Source organism: Sorangium sp. So ce375, assembly GCF_051473855.1.
In the GTDB taxonomy this organism is placed as follows: domain Bacteria; phylum Myxococcota_A; class Polyangia; order Polyangiales; family Polyangiaceae; genus Sorangium.
This window is the reverse complement of sequence record NZ_CP150335.1, coordinates 7,076,279-7,100,216: the sequence shown is the minus strand read 5'-3', so window position 1 is coordinate 7,100,216 and position 23,938 is coordinate 7,076,279. Positions and strand designations below refer to the sequence as shown.

16 protein-coding genes are annotated in these 23,938 nt (G+C 72.4%); 12 read left to right on the top strand and 4 right to left on the bottom strand.

Features of this window, described 5'->3' with window-relative positions; genetic code table 11:
* Positions 1 to 155: 155 nt before the first annotated feature.
* The 5 genes from WME90_RS26370 (at position 156) to WME90_RS26350 (ending at position 6,416) form a co-directional block, all read left to right on the top strand.
* Entirely contained in the window at positions 156 to 1,301 is a 1,146-nt protein-coding gene (locus WME90_RS26370) for a hypothetical protein (RefSeq protein ID WP_437274760.1), read from the top strand.
* Complete coding sequence (locus tag WME90_RS26365; protein ID WP_437274759.1) at positions 1,301 to 2,023, top strand: RNA polymerase sigma factor; 723 nt, start codon at positions 1,301 to 1,303, stop codon at positions 2,021 to 2,023. Before WME90_RS26370 ends, WME90_RS26365 begins: the two co-directional genes overlap by 1 nt.
* On the top strand, positions 2,020 to 3,192 hold the full coding sequence (locus WME90_RS26360; protein WP_437274758.1) for a hypothetical protein: 1,173 nt from the start codon (positions 2,020 to 2,022) through the stop codon (positions 3,190 to 3,192). The genes WME90_RS26365 and WME90_RS26360 overlap by 4 nt, the downstream gene beginning before the upstream one ends.
* Before the next feature lie 466 nt (positions 3,193 to 3,658).
* Complete coding sequence (locus WME90_RS26355) at positions 3,659 to 5,494, top strand: hypothetical protein (RefSeq protein WP_437274757.1); 1,836 nt, start codon at positions 3,659 to 3,661, stop codon at positions 5,492 to 5,494.
* A gap of 277 nt (positions 5,495 to 5,771) precedes the next feature.
* A complete protein-coding gene (locus WME90_RS26350) occupies positions 5,772 to 6,416 on the top strand; it encodes a hypothetical protein (RefSeq protein WP_437274756.1) in 645 nt (214 codons plus the stop codon).
* A gap of 67 nt (positions 6,417 to 6,483) precedes the next feature.
* Here WME90_RS26350 and WME90_RS26345 read toward each other — a convergent pair whose 3' ends face one another.
* Entirely contained in the window at positions 6,484 to 11,424 is a 4,941-nt protein-coding gene (locus tag WME90_RS26345; RefSeq protein ID WP_437274755.1) for a translocation/assembly module TamB domain-containing protein, read from the bottom strand.
* 365 nt (positions 11,425 to 11,789) lie between these two features.
* The gene (locus tag WME90_RS26340) at positions 11,790 to 11,954 is read right to left on the bottom strand and encodes a DUF1328 family protein (RefSeq protein WP_012237660.1); all 165 of its coding nucleotides are present in this window, start codon (positions 11,952 to 11,954) and stop codon (positions 11,790 to 11,792) included.
* A gap of 458 nt (positions 11,955 to 12,412) precedes the next feature.
* On the opposite strand from WME90_RS26340, the gene WME90_RS26335 reads away from it, so the two are divergent.
* The 3 genes from WME90_RS26335 to WME90_RS26325 all read left to right on the top strand — a co-directional run bounded on the left by WME90_RS26335 (position 12,413) and on the right by WME90_RS26325 (position 14,556).
* On the top strand, positions 12,413 to 13,720 hold the full coding sequence (locus tag WME90_RS26335) for a DUF362 domain-containing protein (protein WP_437274754.1): 1,308 nt from the start codon (positions 12,413 to 12,415) through the stop codon (positions 13,718 to 13,720).
* A gap of 163 nt (positions 13,721 to 13,883) precedes the next feature.
* A complete protein-coding gene (locus WME90_RS26330) occupies positions 13,884 to 14,150 on the top strand; it encodes a hypothetical protein (RefSeq protein WP_437274753.1) in 267 nt (88 codons plus the stop codon).
* Positions 14,131 to 14,556: a type II toxin-antitoxin system VapC family toxin gene (locus WME90_RS26325; RefSeq protein ID WP_437274752.1), complete on the top strand. Its 426-nt coding sequence runs from the start codon at positions 14,131 to 14,133 to the stop codon at positions 14,554 to 14,556. Before WME90_RS26330 ends, WME90_RS26325 begins: the two co-directional genes overlap by 20 nt.
* Before the next feature lie 145 nt (positions 14,557 to 14,701).
* Here WME90_RS26325 and WME90_RS26320 read toward each other — a convergent pair whose 3' ends face one another.
* Together WME90_RS26320 and WME90_RS26315 are read right to left on the bottom strand one after the other, a co-directional pair.
* Positions 14,702 to 15,142 (bottom strand): hypothetical protein, encoded by a 441-nt coding sequence (locus WME90_RS26320; RefSeq protein WP_437274751.1) that lies wholly within the window; start codon positions 15,140 to 15,142, stop codon positions 14,702 to 14,704.
* A 376-nt stretch (positions 15,143 to 15,518) separates the two neighbouring features.
* Positions 15,519 to 17,570: a B12-binding domain-containing radical SAM protein gene (locus WME90_RS26315; RefSeq protein ID WP_437274750.1), complete on the bottom strand. Its 2,052-nt coding sequence runs from the start codon at positions 17,568 to 17,570 to the stop codon at positions 15,519 to 15,521.
* A 166-nt stretch (positions 17,571 to 17,736) separates the two neighbouring features.
* On the opposite strand from WME90_RS26315, the gene WME90_RS26310 reads away from it, so the two are divergent.
* From WME90_RS26310 to WME90_RS26295, 4 genes are all read left to right on the top strand, one after another.
* Entirely contained in the window at positions 17,737 to 19,632 is a 1,896-nt protein-coding gene (locus WME90_RS26310; RefSeq protein WP_437274749.1) for a DUF2169 domain-containing protein, read from the top strand.
* Positions 19,633 to 19,847: 215 nt separating this feature from the next.
* On the top strand, positions 19,848 to 21,986 hold the full coding sequence (locus WME90_RS26305) for a type VI secretion system Vgr family protein (RefSeq protein WP_437274748.1): 2,139 nt from the start codon (positions 19,848 to 19,850) through the stop codon (positions 21,984 to 21,986).
* Positions 21,987 to 22,202: 216 nt separating this feature from the next.
* A complete protein-coding gene (locus WME90_RS26300) occupies positions 22,203 to 22,685 on the top strand; it encodes a DUF6484 domain-containing protein (protein WP_437283659.1) in 483 nt (160 codons plus the stop codon).
* Positions 22,682 to 23,935 carry a TIGR02270 family protein gene (locus tag WME90_RS26295; protein WP_437274747.1) on the top strand — a complete coding sequence of 418 codons (1,254 nt, stop codon included), beginning with the start codon at positions 22,682 to 22,684 and terminating at the stop codon, positions 23,933 to 23,935. Before WME90_RS26300 ends, WME90_RS26295 begins: the two co-directional genes overlap by 4 nt.
* Positions 23,936 to 23,938: the final 3 nt, after the last annotated feature.

Here is a 23,938-nt window from a genome sequence, read left to right as displayed (position 1 = left end):
TGGCGCGCGCGCCGTCGCGAGCGCGCAGGCCCTCCGCGGCCGACTTGCCCGGCCGGCAGGGGGCCTCGCCCTCGCGGCGATTTCGCCCAAGCCGAGGGGGGCCTGCGCGTCCTAATTCCGCTTGCGCCGTTCCTTGCGGTAATGGGAGGCATCCTGTGACCTGCCCTCATCCCTCGCGTCGGGGCGCGCTCCGCGTCCTGGCCGTGTGCGCCTTCTCCCTCGGCTCGCCGAGCGTCGCTCTGGCCGCGCCGCCGCTCCCGCGGCTCGCGGTCCAGCGGGCGCCCTCCGCGGCCGACTGCCCGGACGCCGCATCGCTCGCCACCGCGGTCGAACGCGTGATGCAGAGGCGGGCTCTCGACCCCGTGAGTACCGGCGGCCCCGCAGCCGGCGCCGCCGACATGCCTGGCGAGACGGCCGCGAACGCGGGCGATACCCCCGCGAACGCGGGCGGTCCCGTCGCGAGCCCGGACGGGGCGCCCGAGCTCGAGGTCCACTTCCTCCACGGCGACGCCACCTACACCGCCGTCCTTCAGGCAGGGGGTCGCACCCGGCAGCTCTCGTCCGAGGTGGGGGCGTCCTGCGGCGAGCTCGTCGAGGCGGTGGCGCTGACCATCGCCATCCTGCTCGACAGCGATCCGCTCGTGCCCGCTGCCGTTGCGCCCGCGCCGGTCGCCGCTGCGCCCGCGCCCGCCCCTGTCGCGCCTGCGCCGGCTCCCGTCGCGCCCGCGTCGCCGCCTCCTCCTCGGGCGGCACGCGGGGACGTCGCGATGGAGCTCGGCGCGGCGCAGACCGTGGGCATGCTCGATCCCTTCCGGGCGGCCGCGATGGCCGACGTCTCCCTGAGGCGCCGCGCGTGGTCCGCCGGCGTCGGCGCGGTGTGGCTGCCCCCCAAGGACACCGAGCTGGCGCCGGGCGTCGTCTCGCTCGAGCTCGTCGCCGCCACGGCGCGCGGCTGCGCGACGATCGCCGGCGACCTCGACGGCCTCCGGCTGTCGGCCTGCGCTGCGGCCGTGCTGGGCGCCGTCTACGGCTCCGGCAAGGGGTTCGCCCCGGACCGCGAGGCCTCCGCGCCCTGGTTCGCCCTCGGCGGCTCGGCCGTCGCGGAAGGGAACCTCCTTGGCTCGCGCGCGCTGGGCTGGTCCGCGCGCGCGACGCTCCTCGCGCCGGTCGCGCGGGCGCGCTTCACGGTCGAGCGCCCCGCGGGCGGCGAGATCGGCGCGGCCCTGATGAAGGACGTGGCGCTCGATCCCTCCCCGGTGGGGCTGCTCGTCGGTTTGAGCGCCCGCGTGTCGATTTTTTGATGGCGAGCCACGGGACCGTCCACGGAGGTGATGGGCATGGCGAGAAGCGGCAGGACAGGATGACCTTCGGAGAGGTCTATGCGCAGCACTTCCGGTTCGTGTGGCGGTCGCTACGACGCCTCGGCGTGCCCGAGAGCGACGTCGCGGACGCGGTCCAGGACGTGTTCCTGGTCGTCCATCGGCGGCTGTCCGAATTCGAGGGTAGGTCGAAAATTACGACCTGGCTTTACAGCATCTGTTTTCACGCCGCCCGTGACCGGCGCAAGCTCGCGCACATGAGGCGGCGCGCTCACGACGACGAGCCGCTGCTCGACTGCGCCGATGACCGGGCCGACGTCGGCGCGGAGGCGGAGCGGCGGCAGGCGCTCACGCTGCTCGAGGCGATCCTCGACGAGCTGCCCCTCGAGCAGCGCGCCGTCTTCACCCTCTTCGAGCTCGACGGCATGGGCGGCGAGGAGGTCGCCGAGCTGCTCGACGTCCCGCTGGGGACCGTCTACTCGCGCCTCCGCCTCGCCCGCGATGCATTTCGCCGATCCGTGGCGCGCCTGAAGGCGCGCGACGAGTTCCACGTGGGCGGGGCTCGCGTCATGCGGTCGCAGCCCGTACTGAAGGCGGCGGGCGTCGAGCGCGCGCCGGTGCCCGAGGGGCATCCCTCGGTCGTCCTTCCGGTGCCGGAGGTGGAGCGGCAACCCGTCTGGAAGCGCGCGGGAGGGGAGCGATGAGCGATCCGGTGCGCTGGCTCGACGCCGAGGCGGGCGCGCTCGAGATGGAGCGCGAGCTCCTGCGCGCAGCGCCGTCGGAGGACCCGCCCGACGGGGCGCAGGAGCGGGTGTGGGCCGCGATGGCCGCGCAGATCGGCCTCGCCGGAGCCGCCGCGCTCGGAGGGGCTCAAGGCGCCGCGGGAGGGGCGCTCCCGGTGAACGTGGGCGGCGCGGCGAGCGCGGGCGGCGCGGCGAGCGCAGGCGGCGCGGCGAGCGCGGCCGGCGCGGGCGCTGGCCAGATCGCCGCGGTCGTGTCCGCGGGCAAGGTGGTGTCCGTCGCGGCGGGCGCGGGCGGCTTCGCCGGCGCCTCGGGCACCGCCGGCGTGGCGGCAGCGGCAGGCGCTGCGGGGATCCTGAAGGCGATGCTGGTCGGCGCCGCCTGCGGGTGCCTGGTCGTCGCCGGCTATGCAGTCGTGGCCCCATCGAGCGAGGCGCCGCCGGCTCGGGTCGTCGAGGCCGCGGCGGCCGTCGCGGCGCTGGCGCCTGCGACGGCTTCGTCGCCGGAGGGCCGCGGACCTGCGGCGCACGCCGCGTCGGCGCAGCCGGCAGAGGCATCGCCGCCCGCGGAGCCGCCGCCCGCGGAGTCGCCGCAGCAAGCCGAGCGGTCGCTGCCTTCCACGGCGCATCCGCCGGTTGCGGCGCCGCTGCCGGATAGGGCGCCCGCGCCGACCGCACCCCGCGCGCTCGCGGCGCCCGCGAGGCCGAGCGCGCCGTCGCTGGAGGGCGCCGCGAGCGCGCCGTCGCCGGAGCGCGCCGCGAGCGCGCCATCCGCGGCCGAGGCGGACGTCCTCGAAGCCGCACCCGCGCCGGAGGCTGCAGGCGCCGCCCTCGGCGCGGAGGGCGCGTCGAGCCCGGCGCTGCGGGAGAGCCGGATGCGCGAGGAGCTGATGCTCCTCGGCGACGCGCGCGCGGCGCTCCGGCGCGGCGACGCCGCCGGCGCGCTGAGGATCGCCGAGCAGGCGCGGCTCCGCTTCCCCGGCGGCGCGCTGGCGCAGGAGCGCGAGGCGCTCACCATCGAGGCGCTCTGGCAGAGCGGCGATCGCGCGGCCGCGGCGCAGCGCGCGTCGGCGTTCCTCATCGCCTATCCGTCGAGCCCGCACGTCCCTCGCCTCCGCTCCTTCACCCCCTAGAGCGGGGCTCTCCCGCTTCGGATACGGGCCCATCTCGGCGTTTTCGGTGCTCAGCGCACTGGAGTGCGCTTCCGCGCCGAAAACGCCGATCTGGGCCCGTCTCCTGTGCGGGAGAGCCCCGCTCTGCGATTTGCGGAGGGCGATTTGAGGGAGGGGGGAAGAGGGAGGGGGGGAAGAGGGGGCGTTGAGAGTCGGTGTTTTTTGAAATGGGAAGAGGGGCGGGCGTCCCTTCACGTTCGGTCACTGCCGGTGTTGGACGGCGCGTCGCGGCACCGTGCAAGGAGGAATTATGTCATCGAGGCTATCAAGAGCACTATCGCCCTTTCTCGTCCTGAGCGCCGTCTCGCTCGCAGCATGTCAAGTCGAGGTCTCCCTCGGCGGGGCGACCTCCAGCTCCAGCTCCAGCTCGGGAGTCGGCGGCGCAGGCGGCAGCGCCGGTGAAGGCGGCAGCGATGGCAGCTGGAGCGTGGCTGTCTCCACCTCCGTCGGCTCTGGCCCCGTAGGCGCTGGCGGCTGGGAACCGCCGGAGTTCACGCCGGACAAGGTCGATCTCCTCTTCGTGGTCGACAACTCCGGATCGATGGCGGACAAGCAGTCCGTGCTGCGCACGGCGCTCGCCGACTTCGTCGTCGGCATGACCAACCCACCTTGCGTGGACCCGTCCGGCAACTCACCGCCCGTCTATCCCGAGAGCGGCTCGATCGCATGCCCCGCAGGCACATCGCGCGTGCGCACCCCCGTGCTGGACATGCACGTCGGCGTCATCAGCAGCAGCCTCGGCGGCCACGGGTCGGGCGCCTGCCAGGCGGCCACGTCCCCTTCGAACGTCGACATGGGCCACCTCCTCGCGCGCTCCACGGAGTCGTCGGCCGTGAACGACCTGCCGACCTACCAGGATCGTGGCTTTCTCGTGTGGGATCCGGCCGGAAGCCACGCCCCCGCAGGAGAGTCCGATCCGATCGCGTTCACCGACAAGCTCGCCGACATCGTGGCAGGGGTCGGGCAAGCCGGGTGCGGCTTCGAGGCGCCACTGGAGAGCTTCTACCGCTTCCTCGCCGATCCCGAGCCGTATGACACGATCGAAGTGTCGCCGACGACCGAGGACATTACACTGACGGGGATCGACGCGACGATCGTGGCGCAGCGGAAGGCCTTCCTCCGGCCGGACTCGCTCCTGCTCATCGTGATGCTCTCCGACGAGAACGACTGCTCGATCAGGGACGAAAGCAAGAACTACCTCGTCGCCGAGACGGGAAACGGCTTCAGGATGTGGCGGCCGCGGAGCGAGTGCGCCGCCAACCCGAACGATCCGTGCTGCAGGTCCTGCTCCCAGAGCCAGGCCGGTTGCCCCATCGATCCGGCCTGCACCGGCCCCGATGGCCACCCCGCCAGGCTCACCTCGGCGGAAGATCCGGTGAACAGCCGGTGCTGGGACCAGAAGCGCCGCTTCGGGTTCGACTTCCTCTACCCGATCGAGCGATACACCCAGGCGCTCACGGAGCCCTGGTTGGTGTCGCGAAGCGGAGAGTTCGTGCCGAACCCGATCTTCTCGGATCTCGACCTCTCTGACGCCAACACCCGGACCCGAGGGCCGCAGCATGTCATGTTCACCGGCATCGTCGGCGTGCCGTGGCAGGACCTCGCGCGCCAGAACGAGCTGGGCGAGCCCGATCTCCTGGGCGGCCTGAACCAGTTCGGCCAGCCGACCGGCGGGCTCAAGAACGCCGCCGAGCTCGCCGACCCGCCGTCCGGCACGACCTTCAGCAGCACCTGGGACGTCATCATCGGCGAGCCGTCGAACCACGTCGCGCCCGCGGATCCGCTCATGATCGAGTCGATGGCGCCTCGCTCGGGAGCGAACCCGTTCACCGGTGAGCCGACCGTCCCGCCGAACGCCACGGGCTGGAACGCGATCAACGGCCGCGAGTACACGATTCCGCTGGGGAGCACTGGAGATCTCCAGTACGCCTGCATCTTCAACCTCCCCGACGGGGCCGAGCGTGAATGCGCTGGCAACGTCCAGTCGTGCGATTGCAGGGGGATCGGCGGCCAGATCAACGACAACCCGCTGTGCAAGCCTGCAGGCACGAGCGACCAGGCGGACCCCGGGGATCGGTCCACGACGCAGGACCATGCCAAGGCCTACCCGGGCATCCGCGAGCTGCAGCTGATCCGGAACCTCGGGGAGCGCGGGGTCGCAGGCTCGATCTGCCCGGCGCAGCTGACCGACACCTCGTCGGCTGACTACGGCTATCGGCCGGTCATGAACGCCGTGCTCGACCGGCTCTCCACCGCGCTCTGACGCGTGCGCTCTGACGCGTAAACGCCGCCATCGACGCGGCCCGCGCAGGGGCGGCGCACGAAATGCATGCGCCGCCCTTGCGCTCGCGCGGGCAACGACTTCCGCCTGCGCCAGCGGACCCTCTCCTCAGGCCATTGGCACAACCGCGACACAGCAAGACACCGCGATCGCGGTGCCCGCGCCGAGGACCGCGCGCTCCGCCCGAATTGCGTCCGCTTCCCGTGGCACCGAAGCTGCTTCATGGTGGGGTTCGGACAAACGCAACGCGGAGGTTCTGATGCGCCACAAAGGGCTGGCTCTCTTGCTGATCGTGATCGGGCTCGTGGGCTGCGACAGGGACGACGGCGGCGACACCGGAGGGCCGCCGGATCCGCCCGGATCAGAGACGTGCGGGGGGTTCCTTGGGACGAGCTGTCCCGACGGGCTCGAGTGCATCGACGATCCGAGCGACGACTGCGACCCGGAGCACGGCGGGGCGGACTGTCCGGGCGTGTGCGTCGACGAGCCGACGACGACGATGTGCGGGGGATTCGCGGGGTTCCCGTGCCCCGAGGGGCTCGAGTGCGTCGACGATCCGAGCGACGACTGCGACCCGGAGCACGGCGGGGCGGACTGCGGCGGCATCTGCGTCGAGCCGAAGCCCAACCCGCCGATGTGCGGGGGCTTCGCGGGGTTCCAGTGCCCCGAGGGGCTCGTATGCATCGACGATCCGAGCGACGACTGCGACCCGAAGCACGGCGGAGCAGACTGCGGCGGCATCTGCGTGGTCCCCGAGCCCCGGCCGACCGCGTGCGGCGGCATCACGGCGCGCCCGTGCCCCGAGGGGCTCACCTGCATCGACGATCCGGGTGATGACTGCGACCCGGCGATCGGCGCGGACTGCGGCGGCATCTGCGTCGCGCGGACCACGACCCGGCGCTGAGCGCGCAGCCGGCGCCAAGGGAGAGGCGCCGTCCTGGCGGGCGAGCGCCCCCGCCGCGCGACGGCGCTCAGTAGCGGTGCTGCCAGAGCAGATCCAGGCTCGTCGCCGGGTTCACGCCCGTCGCCATCGCCGCCCGCACGGACCAGTCCCGGCGGAAGCGCCACTCCAGGCTCACCTCGGTGCGCGCCTGCGCGCCGGTGTTGCCGCCCGCCGAGCCTGGCCCCTGTCCTTGCCCCGTCGTCCCCGCCTCGTAGCTCGCGCTCGCGGTCACCTGCTGCCCGAGCTGGTAGCCCACGGTCGTCTTCAGCGCGCCTTCTTCGGTCGTGCCCAGCTTCGTCTCGAAGTTCCGGAGCGGACCGATGCTCTGCAGGATCATGTTGATCTGCGCGGACGCGAGCCCGGTCCCCACGCCGGCCGCGACCCCGCCGGCCGCGCTGCCGCCGCCCGACCCGGCCTCCCCGGTGGACGCGCCGCCCGCCAGCGTCCCTGCCGCGAACTCCCTGCCGAGCAGGAGCTCGGCGATCACCTCGTTCTCCGGGCGCGGCGGCTCCGAACGGAAGGTGATCTTCTCCTGCGTGATCGGGTTGAGCTGCCCCACGTAGTCGATGTAGATGCGCGTCCCCTCCCGCGTGTCGTGGAACGCCGTCACGTTCAGGAACGGATTCGACGGATCCCCCTGCAGCGCGACCACGCCAGGCTCGATCTCGAACTCCTTGCCGAGCACCTCGAGCTTGCCCGACAGGATCTTCACGGTGCCCCGGATCTCGGTCTCCTCCGCGACCTTGATGCGGAGGGGATGGGCCCGATCCCCCGACAGCGAGGCCTGCACCATGTCGCCCTCGATGCCGATCCTGCCCAGGTGGACATCCATGAGGATCGGCGCGCCCTCCGCGCCCCGCTTCGCCCGATCCGGCGGCTCGGCCGGCGCTCGCCGCGCCTCGTAGTCTTTCTGGCTTAGCGGCGCCGACGTCGTGATGTCCGGGTTCTCGCCGAGCGGCTGCACGCTCCGCCCGATCGTGGGCGGCAGCGCCAGATCGAGCGTGGGCACGTCGACGCGGACGGCGGTCTCCTCCTCCCGCTTCTCCGCCACGAGCGTCACCCTGCCGCGCACCTCGCCCAGCGGGACGCCCTCCAGCGCGATCGGGAGGGCCCGCCCCCTCGGGATCGCGAGCTCGGCGCGGGCGCTCCGGAACGCGAATCCTTCCATCTGGAGGGTCGCCTTCCCGCGGACCTGACCGCTGCCCGCGTCGGCGCGGAGGTCGTCGATCCGGAGCTCGCCGGAGGGGCTCGCGGTGACGCGGAACGAGGCGTTCTCGAACGGCTGGCCGATCGTGGCCACGTGGACGAGGCCGCCCTGGAGGCGCATCGCGCCGGAGAAGCCCGCCTGCGCGCCGAGCCCGAGCCGCACCTCGCCGTCGAGCGTGCCGTCGAGCCGGTTCACCGAGCCCTGCACGAACGGCTCCAGCGCCGCCAGGCGGAAGCGGTCGACCGCGAGCGACACCGAGGCGTTCCGGTCGTCGGTGAGCGCCGGGATCGCGTTCGCCTCCCACACCACGGGCGCCTCGGCCTTGGCCTCGAGCCGGCCGCCGTCGCGCCCCGCGAGCCGCACGCTGGCCACGGCCGCGGTGCGCCCCGCGCCGCCCGGCGGCGCGATGTCGAGCGACACCTCGGCGGTCTCGTACCGCGCGTCAGGGCCGAGCGTGAGGCCCGGGAACTGGAGGTGCGCCCTGACCTCGGGCGCCGCTTCGAACAGCCCGCGCACGGAGACCTCACCGCGCGCCTGGCCGCCGATCTGCAGGTCCGCGAGGACGGGGACCTCCGCGAGCGGCAGGTCCGCGATCTTCGCCTCGAGGCTGCCGTTGCTGAAGCGCCGAGCGGAAGGGGCCCCGCCGAGGAGGGCGGCGGCGTCCGCGCCCACCTTGGCCTTCGCCGTCATGTAGGTGAGCGGGCCGCGGAACGCGTAGGCGTCGAGCGCGGCGTCGCGCCCGTCATAGACGAGCAGCGTGTCGAGCCGGAGCTTGCCGAGCAGCGACGGGCCCACGTTGCCGCTCACGTTCGCGGCCGTCGCGCGGGCCACGAGCCGGGGCTCGGCGAGCTTCCCCGCGAAGTACACGTCGAGCCCTGCGGAGCCGGAGAGCACCGGCGTCCGCTTCCCGAAGGCGGCGAGCTCGGTGAGATCGTTGAGCCGGCGGCGCGGCACGCGGAGGTGCGCCGCGATCGGGGTCCGAGGGAGCGCCGCGGCCGGATCGGCGAGGAGCGCCGGCAGATCGGCGTCGAGCGCGGCCGAGAGCTCCGCGACGAGCTGGCGATCGAACACCGACAGCGTGACGTGGGCGTCGCCCGTCTTCGCGTCGAGATCGCCGGCGATCCGCGCGTCGAGCTTCCTCGACACCCACGCCGGCGCGCCCGTCTGCTCGTCGATGGGCCCCGCCGCGCGCAGCCCCTCCGTGCGGACAAGGAGGCTCTGCACCGACGGGAGCCGCTCTCCCGCCTCGCGCGCCACAGCGAGGCGCGCGGTGAGCCGGCCCGCGAGCTCGCTCAGGGCGAGCGGGACCGGCGACGCCTGCGCCAGGCACCCGAGCTGCCACGCGTCGGCGTCCATGCGGGCCGAGCCGGCGACGGTCTGCCAGGTGCGCCCGGAGAGGAGCGGCCCGCGCAGCCTCGCCGCGCTCCCGTCGACAAGGACGCGCGCGATGGCGCCGTGACACACCGGAGGGGGCGGCGGCTTCGGCCGCGCCTCCGGATCGCCGATCGTGGCAACCGGCTCGCCGGGCGTCGCGCCCTCGCGCAGGGCCTCCCGCGACCGCGCGGGCGGCGGCTCGGGCGGCGCGAGCAGCCGGACGAGGCCGTCCGCCTTCAGCGCCTCCCCGTCGAGGCGCGCCGTCACGTTCATCGAGAGCCGCGGCGCCACGCCCGGCACCGAGGCGTCCTCCAGCTCGACAAGCACGCGCCCCGCGCGGCGCGCCCCCCGGCCGTGCACCGACACGTCGAGGTTGGCGACGCCCCCGACCCCGAGCCGCACCCCGGCGATGTCGGCGATGCGCCCGAGATCGATCGCGGTGCCGCGGAGGTCTCCCTCGATCTCGTCCCCTGCGAGCGAGAGGCTGCCCTCGAGCTCCCCCACGCCGTCGCCGCGCAGCGTGAGCCCGCGGAGGGCGATCCCGCGGTCCCACGCGACGCGGGCCGCCTGCGCGGTCATCTCGTCCTCCCCCCGCGCCATCTCCACGCGGAGCCGGCGCGCCTCGCTCCGCGGGAGGTCGAGGTGGGCCGAGGCCGTGATCCGGCGCTCGTCGCTGGCCAGCGACACCTGGACGCGCGGCGCGGTGACGGGCCCTGCGGCGGTCGCCGCGACGCGGCTGAACACGTACTGCTGCGCGCGGAGGTCGGCGCCCCGGAACGCGCCGTCGATCGTGAGCTTGTCGAGGGGCCCCGTGGCCTTGGCCCGGACCTCGCCGCGCCCGAGCTGCAGATCGGACCCGACGCGGAGCCCGGCGACGCGCACGGTCGCCTTGGCGTCGAGCGTCTCGTCCTTGAGCGCGCCCTCGACGTGCAGCGCGGCGCTGCCGTGGATGCCGCGCGGGACGTGCTGCACCGCGCTGAGCGACGGGATCTCGCTCTGCGCCTCGAACTGGAGCACCCCGTCTTTCGAGCGGGCGACGCTCGCCTCGATGGGCGCGCCCGGCTCGTGGATCGTCGCCGCGGCCCGCAGCGCGCCGCGCTCGAGGGTCGCGCGCGCCTCGGTCGCCGGCACGCGCTGCCCTGCGACGAGGAACGGCGCCGTCCTGGCCTCGGCGACGACGCGCGGCCCGCCCTCGTCATCGAGGTGGATCACCCCTTCAGCCTCCGCGCTCACCCGCGCGGCAGGCGCCGTCCCCGCGAAGGCGCGCGGGTCGAGCTTGTCGATCCGCACCTCGGCCGTGATCTGCTTCGGATCGAGCGCGTCGAGCCGGGCGCGGGCGGTGATCTCGCCGGTCACGGCGTCGTCCGTGACGAGCGGATCGAGGACCGCGACGTGCGCCGTGACGGCCAGGTCCGAGAGCGCTCCGTCGGCCGTGACCAGCACCGAGAGCGGCCGGGCGAGCGGCGCGCTCGGGTCGATCGCGAGGGCCGCCTCGGGCGTCACCCGCGCGGACGAGACCCGCGCCGAGAGGCGCTCGTCCTTCAGGGTCCCTTCGGCCGTGAGCGGGATCGCGCCCACGCTCCCCTCCAGCTTCGCCGTGAGCTCCATCGGCGCGTCCGCGGGCACGCTGACGTCCCCGGAGATGCTCGTCGCCTCGACCGGGACCGGCAGCAGGCGCCGCTCCGTGATGCGCACGCGCTCGAGCGCGTACCGGCTCTGGCCCGCGACGACGACGCCGCCCGCGAGATCCTCGATCGTCGCGTCGATGGGGCTCCCTGGCGCGACGGTGCCGTGGACCGCCGCCCGATCCAGGACGACGCGCGACAGCTCGAGGCGGAGCGGCCGCTCGGCCTCGGCGGGCCGCTCCGCCTCGGCGGGCGTCTCCGGCTTCGGCGTGAACGCCTCAGCCAGGGTGAGCGCGCCTTGCTCGTCCTGCGCGAGCAAGACGTCCGCGTCCGCGACCCGGACGAGCGGGATGGTGACGGCGAGGTCGCCGTCGCCGAGGAGGAGCTCCGTCGCGATCGAGAGCGCGTTGAAGCCGGCGTGGACGCCGCTGACGCGCAGCAGCTCGGTTCCGTTCGGGTGGCTCACCGTCACCCTCGAGACGTCGGCGGTGAAGAGGCCGAGGCGGTCGATGTGCGCGATCTCGATCCGCCCCTCGAGGCTCGATCGCAGGGTGTCGTTGACCAGCTGCCTTATCAGGTTGCGGGTCGACGCGGTGTTCAGGTGAACGACCGCGCCGACCGCCGCGGCCGCGACGAAGACCCCGCTCAGGCCGATCACGGCGGCCGACACCGCGGCGGCGCGGGCGAGCGCCCGGCGAAAGCGACCTTGCCGGTGCGGCTCGCCCGCGCCGGGCGCGGGAGGGATGACGGGAGTCTCTGGCATATCGCCTATGGGCCGCTCCGAGCGCGCGGGAAATCGTGGCCGGGGACCTCGTGAGGCGGCGGCGCCGGGATCTCCTGCGTGTGCGTGGGCGCCGGCACCTCGGGCTGGTGCCTCGTCCCCGGATCCCCTCCGGGCCGCTCTGTCCCCGGGAGCTGGATCTCGCGGTCCGGCGACGTGCGGCCGGGCGAGCCGGGGCTCTCCGGCGGCTCGCCCGGGGGGCTCGCCGCCGGCTTCGGCGCGCCGGGCTTCCACGGTTCACCGTTCGGCGCGCTGTTCGGCGCGCCGGTCGACGCACCGTTCCTCTCAGTCCTCTCAGGGTTCCGCGGTTGCGACGCGTTGTTCATGGCCTCCACCCTGTCCTTCCATCATGCCGGCATGCGTCGCCCGAGCGCGAGCGAGATCACGGCGAGCACCAGGAACGCGACGAACAGGATCTTCGCGATCGATGCGGCGCTCGCGGCGATCCCGCCGAAGCCGAAGATTGCGGCGATGATCGCGATGATGAAGAAGGTGACAGTCCAGCCGAGCATGATGTCCTCCAAGGGGGTCTCAGAGGTCGCTCCGTTGTCTTCGTGGAGACGACCTCAACGTGGTTCCTGATCGCGGCTGTTCGCCGCTGTTCCGTGCTGTTCCTCGCGATCGTGATTGCAGCCTCCGTGCCGGCGGGCGGCAGAGGCTGTCGGCCGGCGCGTTCCCCCGGATCTTCTGGGCGGCGCGAGGCGGCCGGCGTCGAGATCGGCCCAGCCGCTTCCGTCCTGGCGCGCGCCCGCGCCTCGCGGCTGAGGCAAGATGCCTCGATCGTGACAGGGTGGACCTGCGCGGGCGCGGAACGCGGAGCGCGGACGTGCGGAGGTGACGCGCGGACATGGAGAGCGCGGGCGCCTGCGCCGCGCTGCTCCGTGTCGACCGCGCCTGCACGGAGGCTCCACGCGGACGCCCCGCAACTTCCCGGAACGGGCGACTCCGGACGGGCTATAAGGACCTGGCCATGCCGAAATCGAAGGTCGCTGTGATCCGCACGTCGCCTGCGACGGTGCTCTCGGACTACCACCGGCTGATGAACCTGGCCGGTTACCAGGATGTGGTCGCCAAGGACGCCGACACGGCGCTCAAGGTGAACATCTCCTGGCACTTCTTCTACCCGAGCTCATCCACGACGCCCTGGCAGCTCGAGGGGGTCATCCGGGCGATGACGCAGGACGGGTACTCGAAGGACCTGATCCACGCCTGCCACAACCGCACGGTCGTCATCGACGCCCACCTCGGTGAGCGCGAGAACAAGCAGATCGACGTCGTGCAGGCGCACGGCCTGCGCAACGTCCACCTCTATGAAGGGGAGGAGTGGATCCCGATCGGGGACGCGGTCGGCGACCTGCGGAAGAAGTTCCTCTGTCTGAACGAGGTGTACCCGAAGGGGTTCTCGATCCCGAAGCGCTTCATCGGGGAGAACATCATCCACCTGCCGACGGTGAAGACCCACATCTTCACGACGACGACGGGCGCGATGAAGAACGCGTTCGGCGGCCTCTTGAACGAGCACCGGCACTGGACGCACCCGGTGATCCACGAGACGCTCGTCGATCTCCTGATGATCCAGAAGAAGATCCACCGCGGGGTCTTTGCGGTGATGGACGGGACGTTCGCGGGGGACGGCCCCGGGCCGCGCTGCATGGTGCCGCACGTGAAGAACGTGCTGCTCGCGTCCTCGGACCAGGTGGCGATCGACGCCGTGGCGGCGAAGCTGATGGGGTTCGACCCGCTGCGCGATCTCAAGTTCGTGCGGCTGGCGCACGATCTCGGGCTCGGGACGGGCGACGTGCGCGACATCGAGCTCGTGGGCGACGTGGACGCGGCGAACGAGCAGTGGAATTTCGATGGACCGTTCAAGGAGATGACGTTCGCGTCGCGCAATCAGCACCGCATCTACTGGGGTCCCCTCAAGAAGCCGGTGGAGTGGTCGCTCAAGACGTGGCTCGCTCCCTGGGCCTACGTCGCGTCGGTGACGTATCACGACATGTTCTGGTACCCGCGTTACGCGAAGGAGAAGATGGCCCCCGTGCTGGAGAGCCCGTGGGGGCGGCTGTTCGCGAACTGGGGCAAGGTGCAGCCCGACGCGGCGGGCCGGGGCTACCCGGAGGTCGGGGAGGCGAGCCACGACCTTGTCCGGAGCGGGGTGAAGCACTTCCTCGAGGGCATGCGCCTCGTGGGGATGGCTGTGGCGGAGTCGCCGGAGCTCATGGTCCGCAAGCGGGCGCGCGCGCAGGCGGCCGGCGGGGGCGGGGCGGCGGCGGTGTAGGAGGCGGGGGACGCGCCCTCCGCCGGGGAGCGGCCGCGGGCGCGCAGATGGGCGCCCGCGAGCCCTCCACGCGGGGGCTCGTCTGCACGCGGAGGGGGGAGCCCCTGTGCCCTCGGATCAGGGTACGCTTGGCCGTGGTTCGTGTGAACAGGAGGTCCGCCCCGTGACCAGCGTGGAGCAAATTTTCCAGGCCATCCAGGGCCTGCCGGTCCAGGATCGGCTCCGGCTCATCGAGCGTGTGGTCCATGAGCTCGCGGATGGCTCCGCCAGCGAGGGGGTGCCACGTGCGACCGAGGCAGCGTCCTCCCTGATCGGGCTCTTCGCCGACGACCCCGAGGCCGTCGATGCCATGATGGAGGTTGTCCAGGAGAATCGTCGCTCTTCCAGGCTGCGCGACGTGGAGGAGGAGGATGAGCAGGGCTCTCCTTGACACAGACATCCTGTCCGAGATCACAAAGGCCAGGAGCCCAGCTGTCGTCGACCGCGCGCGCTCGTACCTCGCCGCCTACGGCCGCTTCACGTTCTCCGTCGTCTCGGTCATGGAAGTCGTCGCTGGCTACTCGCAGCGGCGAGCCGACCAGAAGACGAGGCGGTTCTTGGAAATGGCGCACCGGAGCGAGATCTTGCTCCTCGATGCGACCGCGGCCGAGCTCGCTGGTCGCATCCTGGCCGACCTGCGGATGGCCGGCACGCCGATCGGCGTACCGGATACGATGATCGCCGCGACGGCGATTCATCATGGGTTGCCCCTCGTGACAGGCAACACGTCCGATTATAGTCGTGTGCAGTCAGCCGGTTACCCGCTGGTCCTGGAGAACTGGAGAGAGCCGGCATGATTTTGACCATCGCCGCAGATCATGGGCTCATCCGTTACGCCACCATGCCCGCCCGAGGGCAGGCCGTCGGCGGGAGGTCGGGGCGACGGCGGTAGGGCTCGGGGTGGGCAGCCTCAGGAGCGCCGCCTGCGAGCCGCCGCGCCGGTCAGCCGATGCCGCCGCCCCAGCCCGAACCGTCCGAGCGATAACACGCGTAATTGTAGCCGATCTGCCCCGGTACCCCCCTCTCCGAGTAGTTCGTCGTCAGGTAGTACGTCATCGCCCAGCCCCATTGGCCGAGAGAGTACGAGTAGCCGTACGCCCAGGCGCCGTTGTTGCTGATCGACTGCACGTAGAACTTCGAGACGCCGTTGAACGGACCGGTGTACATCGTGCCGATCGTCGCTCCGCCGGCCGAGCTGCGGAGCGTGAGGGACTCGGCGCAGGCGGCGTTCACCGCGCCGATCGTCACCGCCTGCTCGGCGACGCCGGTCTGCTCGTCGACCCCCGCGTCGTCCCCCGGCTCCGATGAGGAGTCCACGTCGACGGCGCACCCCGCCAGCGCAAACACCGAGCCCAGGATTGCGAATGCGTTGAAAATTTTCATGAATTGACGCCTTTGATATCGACCGCGTGACGATCCGCACGCGGCTTTCCCAAGCAAGCGCGCCGAAGGCGCATGTCCTATCGACTCCCGGAGCCACCTCGTGTGCTTCGCTGACTCGGGGGCTCGAGGGCGACGGACCTCCAACGTGGGACTTTAACCGATCGTGAAGGCGCGTGGGAAGCTGATTCGATTCATCGCTTGTGTGCGACGACAGGGCGCTTGTCGCCTCATTTGCCTCACGTTGGGCGACATTGTCGTTGAGGCGCGCGGCCAGGCAAGCAATGACAGCGCAACGTCAGCGGCGCCATGAATCGATGCGAGACGGCGAGCCGTCGAGTGACGCGTCGTCGAGCGCCGTTTCTGTCCGGCCAGAGGCTCAGCGTGCCGCGCTTGTCGCGTGCGACGGCCGTCGCCCCGACGTCACGGTCGGCGCGGCGCCTGCGACGAACCTGACGCGCACGGGCTTCGGCCGGAGCGGTGGCAACGACCGGGCGAGCCGCTCGTAGGCGTCGCGCCCCACGCGTCGCTCTTCGTAGACGAGCGTCGCCCAGATCTCCGCCTCGCGCGCCTCGGCGTGCTCGGCGGCGCGCGGATCGAAGCGCAGCCCGCGCTCGATGGCGCTCGCCCCGGGGATGCCGTCGTCGGGACGGCGCGCCGCGCGATCGCGGAAGACGCCGGGGCCGAAGCGGTCGTACTGGAGGATCGTGTGCGCGGTCGACACCGCGCCGGCCCACGGATAGCTGCGCAAGGTCCAGCCGCGCGACAGGTCGGAGAGCCGCGCGTCGACGTCGGCGCGCTCGGCGTCGGTCTTCCACGTCTCCCGCGGGACGAAGAACAGGCCGAGCCCGAGCTCGTCGCCCTCGAGCGCGAACACCTCGTCGATCCCGAACCGCTCCGGCGTTTGCGCGACGAGCGACCCGTGCGTCAGCCCGAACTCGCCGACGATATAGACCGCGAGCGCCTCCCGCCGAGCGCGCAGGAAGTCGAGCGTCGAGACGGCCTCGGCGTGCGTCTCGGTGGGGAAGTCCGTGAAGCACATCGCCTCGGCGGCCACGCCTGCGGACGCGAGGTGGTCGATGACGTCGGAGACGACCTCGACGGGCGCGCCCTTGTCGATGAGGCCGAGGACGCGCGGAGACGCGGACTCGACGCCGAGCGCGCACGCGACGGCGCCCGCGCGGCGCAGCACGTCCGCGCGCTCCCTTGTCAGGTACTTCTCCGGCTTGAGGTCGGTGGCCCATCGCACGTCGAGGCCGGCGTCGAGGATCGCCTGCGCCATCTTCACGAGCGTCTTCGGCGCGACCGAGTCCTGCGACAGGTAGAAGTGGCGTGTGCCGTGCCGCGCGGCGAGGGCCCCGAGGTGCGCGACGATGGTCTCGACGGCGCGCTCGCGGTACGCCGCCGTGCCGACCTCCGCGAGCCCGTAATGGCAGAAGGTGCATTTGCCCCAGTAGCAGCCCCGCGTCGGGTCGTACGGGAGCACGAGCGCCGGCGCGAGGTACGCCTCGAGCGGGAGACCGTCGAAGTCGGGCGCGGGGAGCGCTTTCAGGTCCTCCATGCCGTGGCCGGACATCCAGCGCGCGCCCATCAGGCGATCGCGCACGACGACGTTCGGCACGTCCCGGAGCGGCCGGCCCTCGTCGAGCGCGCGCGCGAGCGCGAGGAGGGTGTGTTCGCCCTCGAACAGGCACGCCGAGTCGAACGGGCCGAGCGCGCGCGAGAGCCGCTCGCCCGACAGCCGGAGGAGCAGCTGCGTCACGCCGGGGCCGCCGCACGTGACGTGTGCGCCGGGCAGCGCCTGCTTGATCTTGTGCGCGAACGCGTACGCGGGCTGGAGCTGGCCCGGGAAGCACACGGAGATGCCCACGATGTCGGCGCGCGCGTCGCGGAGCCGCGGCACGAGCGTCTGCTGCACCCAGGCGTCGAAGGGATCGTGCTCCGGCCGGCTCGACCGGGCGATCTCGTCCATCGACGTGAGGCCGAACGGCGTCCGGTACGCGGTGAAGTCGAGCTTGAGCGGGTGGTGTGTGGCGGACACGACGCCGAGCGCCGCCTCGATCGTCGCGACCGCGCGGGCGTAGGCGTCCGGATCGTAGAAGGCGTCAGGGGAGCGGAGCGTCGCCTTGGCGAGGTCCACCGCATCCGGGGTGGCGTGCGCGTCGCCGCGGGCGCGGGCGAGGGCGAGGTACTCGAGCTGATCGGCGTGCGGGAGCGAGGCGCGGCGGTCGAGCTCGCCGAGGCGCGCCTCGAGGCGGTCGCGGAGGCCGGCCATGCGCTGCGGCGTGAGGAGCGCGTCGAAGGCCTCGACGTTCGCGTCGATGGGCAGCACCTCCACGCCGTTCGCGCGGAGAAAGCCGGTCAGCATCGGCACCGCGAGGTAGGGGGCCGTGGGGTCGCAGGTCGGCGGATAGACGAGCGCGATGCGCATCGGGGCGGCGGTCTAGCACACCCGGGGGCGGAGCGTGGGGTCGCCTGGCTGCGAGCGCTGGGCCGGCGCTCGACGACAGGGCACAGGGCTCTCATCGAGCCTCGAGCGACCGCAGCCGAACCCGATAGAAGCCGGGATGGCCGTGAGGCATGATGTCCCGGCTTCGATGACCCCACCGACGCAGCACGTCGCGATCGCCGCCCTCGGCCCTTCCGCCGTCGCGACGCTCACCTGGCTCCTGCGCGGCAAGCTCCACGTCACCGTCGTCGTGAAGGCGACGTTCGCGCTCGTCCCCGAGGGGCGCATGTCGCTCGTCGCCCCGGACCCGATCGCGGCGGATGAGCGGCTGGATCCATCGGGCCAGCGGCTCCAGGCCGGGAGCGATCTCGCGCCGTACCTCGAGCAGTGCGGCGTCGTGGTGACGGGCCATGCCGACCTGCCGCCGGGCTTCTCGTCGCCGCACGCCATGGTCCGGCTCACGGTCGTGCAGGACGGCCAGGTCCGCATCGACAAGCAAGCGTTGCTCGACGGCTCCGCGCGCGTCGGGCCGGCCCGCTCCCACGTCCGCATCGACGGCATGGGGCCGCTCCCCCGCACCTCGCCGCTGCGCAGCCGGCTGCTCGGCGCCGCTGACGCGCGCCGCCTTCAGGGCTCGCTGCTCGAGCTCCCCGAGGGGCTCGACTGGAGCTACTTCCAGGCGGCGCCCGTGGATCAGCGCATCCCCGTGCTCCGCGGCGACGAGTGGATCGTGCTCGGAGGCATGATCGCGCAGCGGCCCAAGCTCCGCACGCAGCTGCCCGAGGCGCGCGGCGCCGCGCGGCTGTACCGCCAGCGCCTCGCCGCGCCGCGCGCCGGGGAGCCGCTCTCTCTCCGCGCCGACACGGTGCATATCGACGTGGATCGGCGGCGCTGCTCGGTTGTGTGGCGCGGCCATGCCCCGGTCGAGGTGGCGGAGCTCGAGTCGCTCCGCGTGCTCGCGGGCGTGGAGCTCCCGGCGCAGCCGATCGCATGGGCCGATCCGTTCGCCGCCGGCGGCGCGCCCGCCGCGCGCGCCGCGCCCTCCGGGCCGGCCTTGCAACCCAGCGTCAAGGCCAGCACGCTGGACGGCACCAACCAGCTGAGCCCTGACGAGGTGGCCAGGGTGCTCGCGGCGGCGGCGACGCCGTTCGGCGCACCGCGACGGCCTTCTGAGCCGGGGCGCTCGGCGGCGCCGGCCTCGCTGCCGGCTGTCGCTCCGCGAGCTGCAGCCGCCGCGCCCGCGCGGCCCGGCGGCGTCCGCGAGCTGCTCGAGGAGACCACCGGGCTCGACGCCGAGGACGCGGCGAGGGCGGTCGCCGCCGCCGCGACGCCGTTCGACGCGCGCCGCACGCCTTCCGAGCCTGCGCGCTCGGCCGCGACGGCGACATCGCAGCCTGCCACCGCCGCGCGGTCTGCAGCCGCTGCGCCCGCGCGGCCGGGCGGCGTCCGCGAGCTGCTCGAGGAGACGGACGCGCTCGGTCCCGAGGAGGCGGCCAGGGTAGTCACCGCCGCGGCGATGCCGTTCAGCGCGCCCCGCGGGGCGTCGGAGCCTGCGCGCTCGGCTGCGCCGGCGGCACCGCTGGCCGCCGCCCCGCGAGCGCTCGCGGCCCCGCCCGCGCGGCCCGGCGGCGTCCGCGATCTGCTCGAAGAGACCACCGCGCTCGATCCCGAGGAGGCGGCGAGGGCGATCGCCTCTGCCTCGACGCCGTTCGGCGCCCGCCGAGCGCCGGTCGCCGCCCCTGCCGAGCCTGCGCGCCAGGCAGCGTCATCGAGCGCGTCTCCAGCGCCCCCTGCGCCGCTCTCGCCACCGCCCCCCGCTCCGCTCTCGCCACCGCCCCCTGCGCCGCTCTCGCCATCGCGCCCTGCGCCGCTCTCGCCACCGCCCCCCGCGCCGCTCTCGCCAGCTCCCCTCGTCGCGCCATGGGCCCCGGCGGCGCCGCCCATCGTGCACCCGCCGGGCCTCGTCGATGCGAGCGCGCTGCCGGAGGGGCTCGGTGCTCAGTTCCTTGCCGCGATGGCGGATGCGGGGCTGCTTCACGGCTGACCCCACGCGGAACATGTCGAAGCGTGCGGAGGACGCGCCGCGTCGGCTCGCGTGCCTGTCGCCCGCGCCGAGATCGCGTCTGCCTGCACAGCGGCGTCTCGCTGGCATCGAGCTCAGCCGTCCATTGCGGTCGAGCGGTCGCAGCATGTAGGATGGCTCCGGCTGAATGCTGCCCGCGGTCTGTCCGCGAGCACGCGCTGAGCAGGGGAGAGGCCATGCACTCGTTTCAGGTCGACGGGCTGGAGCACGAGCTCCGTGTGACGCGGTTCGAGGGGCGCGAGGGCATCTCCGAGCTCTTCCACTTCGATGTGCTCGTCGCGTGTGCGAGCAGGGACGTCGCCTTCGCAGACGTCGTCGGCAAGAAGGCGCTGCTCACCTGGCAGGTCGGCGACCAGCCCCGGCACCTCCACGGCGTCGTCGCGAGCTTCGAGCAGGGCGAGGAGGGCAAGCGCCTCACGGCCTATCACGCCACGGTCGTACCCGACGTCACCCGCCTCAAGCACCGCAGGAACAGCCGCATCTTCCAGGCGCTCTCCACCCCCGAGATCATCGAGAAGGTCCTGCGCGCGGCCGGCATTTCGAGCGACGGCTACCGCTTCGTGCTGAGCGGCTCTTATCGCCCGCGGGAGTACTGTGTGCAGTACCGGGAGAGCGATTTCGCCTTTGTGTCGCGCCTGCTCGAGGAGGAGGGCATCTGTTATTTCTTCGAGCACGACGAGGGCGGTCACGTGCTCGTGTTCGCCGACGGCCCGTCGGCGCACGGGCCTATCGCGGGGGAGAGCACCGTCGTGTTCCGGCCGCCGCTCGGCGCGCTCCACCAGAGCGAGCACGTCTCCCGCTTCCGGTATACCGAGCGGGTGCGCTCCGGGAAGGTGACGCTGCGCGACTACAACTTCAAGAAGCCCAGCTTGTCGCTCGAGAGCAACGCCCAGGCCGACGCGGACGACGATCTCGAGGTCTACGACTATCCCGGCGACTACGACGCGCCCGGCGCGGGCTCGAGCATCGCCAAGATCCGGCTCGAGCAGCTCCAGACCTCGCGCAGGACCGGCAACGGCGAGAGCGCCTGCTCGCGCTTCGTTCCTGGCCAGACCTTCACGCTCGCGGAGCACGCGCGCGACGATCTCAACCGCGATTATCTGCTCGTCTCCGTGCACCATGAGGGCCACGAGCCCACGGTGGACGTCGTCTCCGATGGCGAAGCCGCCGCCTACAGGAACCGGTTCCAGGTCGTGCCGTCCGATGTCCCCTTCCGTCCGCAGTCGGTGACGCCGTGGCCGACGATCAAGGGGATCCAGACGGCGATCGTGGTCGGCCCTGCGGGTGAAGAGGTCTATACGGACGAGCACGGCCGCATCAAGGTCCAGTTCCACTGGGATCGTGAGGGCAAGAAGGACGCGCAGAGCTCCTGCTGGATCCGCGTGAGCCAGATCTGGGCGGGCTCCGCGTGGGGCGCGGTGTTCCTGCCGCGGATCGGCCACGAGGTGGTCGTCGACTTCCTGGAGGGCGATCCGGACCGGCCGCTCGTGGTGGGGAGCGTCTATCACGGCACCAACGTGCCGCCGTACGCGCTCCCTGCGGAGAAGACGAAGAGCACAATCAAGTCGAACAGCTCGAAGGGCGGCGGGGGGTCGAACGAGCTCCGGTTCGAGGACAAGAAGGGCTCGGAGGAGATCTTCCTGCACGGTCAGAAGGACTGGAACATCGCTATCGAGCACGACAAGAAGCAGTGGATCGGGAACGACGAGGCGCTCGAGGTGGACCACGACCGGAGCAAGGTCGTGGGGAACGACCAGAGCGAGTCGATCGGCGGCAACAAGAGCATCGACGTCGCGAAGAACCACACGGAGAGCATCGGCGAGGACGAGAGCCTCTCGGTCGGGGGCAACCGGTCGGTCAGCGTGGACGGGGATCACACCGAGTCGGTCGGGGGGAGTCAGTCGATCGACGTGGGCAAGGACCAGAGCGCGTCGATCGGCAAGAACAAGAGCGAGACGGTCGGCGGATCGAGCTCGGAGAGCGTGTCCAAGGGCAAGTCGACCGACGTGGACGAGGGCTACACCGTGACGGTGGGCAAGGACATGACGGTGACCATCGGAAAGAGCTCGAAGGAGGAGGTGAAGGAGAAGAAGACGATGATCATCGGGGAGAAGCTCGCGATCCAGTGCGGGGACGCCACGGTCACCATCGAGAAGAACGGGAACGTGACCGTGCAGGGGAAGAAGATCACGGTGAAGGGCGACGGGCCGATCCGGGTCGAGGGGAAGAAGCTCGACGTGAAGAGCGAGGGGGCGGTGAACGTCGAGGCGTCGGGGAACGTGAAGATCAAGGGGAGCAACGTGGGGGTGAACTGAGGCAGATCGGGCGATCGCGGGCGCTTCGGGGATGAGGGGGAGCAGAGGAGCTGGGTGATGAGAGACGACGGGCGGGCACCGGCTGCGGAGCCGAGCGGCGAGGCGATCCTGATTGAGGAGGCGGAAGGGGAGGCTGCGGCCGCCTGCGGGGAGGTGGCGGGCGAGGGCGGGGAAGATGCGGAGGCGATCGAGGGGGCGGAGGGGCTCCTCGAGCTGGTGGTCGCGGCGCACGAGGCGCGCGTCCGGGCGGAGGCCGAGAATGCCGGGCCGATCGAGGGGGTCGTGGTCGGGCGGATCGTCGGGTTCGGGCAGAACGGCGAGCCGCTCGTCGAGGCGGCTGTCCTTGGAGAGGAGGCGCGCGGGGGTATTCCTGCGCGGGCGATGACGGCGCTCGGTCCCGAGGACGAGGGGCGGGAGGTGGCGCTGCTTTTTGAGGGGGGCCGGCGTGACAGGCCGGTGGTGATGGGGCGGATGCATGTGGCGGGGGAGAGCGCGAGCGCCGTCGAGCGCGCTGGGGCGACGGCGACCGCGGATGGCGAGCGGCTTGTGTTCACCGCGGAGAAGGAGATCGTGCTCCAGTGCGGGAAGGCCAGCATCACGCTGACGCGCGCTGGGAAGATCTTGATTCGGGGCGCTTATCTGCTGACCCGGTCCTCCGGCGTGAACCGGATCCAGGGTGGCTCGGTGCAGATCAATTGATCTCGACGATCGAGGCCGAGATCTTCGAGCAGCACGCCTCGGAGGCGGCGTTCCTGTGGTCGTACCGGGACGCCGCGGCGGTGGATCCGCTCTACGATTTGCAGAGCCTCGGTGAGCTGGACGAGCGGCTGGAGGCGCACGTCGACGGCCTGCGGCTGGCTGGCGATGCGGGGTGGGCGATCTGCAAGGGCGCCATCGACGAGGAGGAGCCGGGGAGTTTGTTTGCGCCCATGGTGCTCGCGGTGGAGCGGCGGGATCTGAAGGGCATCGCTCAGGTGCTCGACGTGGGCGGCGGCGTGCCGGCGCTGGCGCGGGCGATCGTGTCGGCGCTGGGGTGGATCAGCTTTGACAAGGTGCGGGGGATCCTTCCGGGGCTGCTCTCACGCCGGGTCGGACCGGAGCTGCACCGCATCGGGATCGCGGCGTGCGCCGTCCACCGGCAGGATCCCGGGGCGGCCTTGGGATACGCGGTGATGTCGAGCGATCTGCGGTTGAGGGCGCGGGCGCTGCGCGCCGCGGGGGAGCTCGGGCGGGGGGATCTGCTGGACGAGGTGCGCGGAGCGCTGGGCAGCGAGGACGAGGCGTGCCGGTTTGCGGCGGCGTGGTCGGCGGCGTTGCTCGGCGATGCGGCGGCGCTGAGGGTGCTCGGGACCATCGCGGATCGTGGAGGACCGTTCGCGGAGCGGGCTTGCGCGATGGCGATGCGGAAGATGGATCCGGGCGTGGCGTCCAGCTGGCTGCGCGCGGTCGCCGGGACGATGCGGGGGGCGCGCGTGGCGCTCGCGGGGGCGGCGGCGCTCGGGGATCCGGCGCTCATGCCGTGGATCATCGAGTGCATGGGGACGCCGGAGCTCGCGCGGATGGCGGGCGCGGCGTTCACGATGATCACCGGCGTGGATCTCGAGGAGGCGAAGCTTCGGGGGACGCGGCCGCCGGGATTTCAGGGCGGGCCGAGCGACGATCCGGAGGACGAGGATGTGGCGATGGATCCGGATGAGAGCCTGCCGTGGCCGGACAGGGAGAAGATCACAATCTGGTGGGGGAGCCGGGGGAAGGAGCTGAAGCGCGGGACGCGGTACCTGATGGGGAGGCCGATGCTGGCCGAATGGCTCGAGGAGGTGCTCCGCAAGGGGACCCAGCCGGCGCGGGCGGCGGCCGCGGCGGAACTCGCGCTGCAGGGGCCAAGGCGCGGCGTGGTCGAGGTACGTGCGCCGGGGATGCGGCGACGACAGGAGCCCGGAGAGCGATGAGTC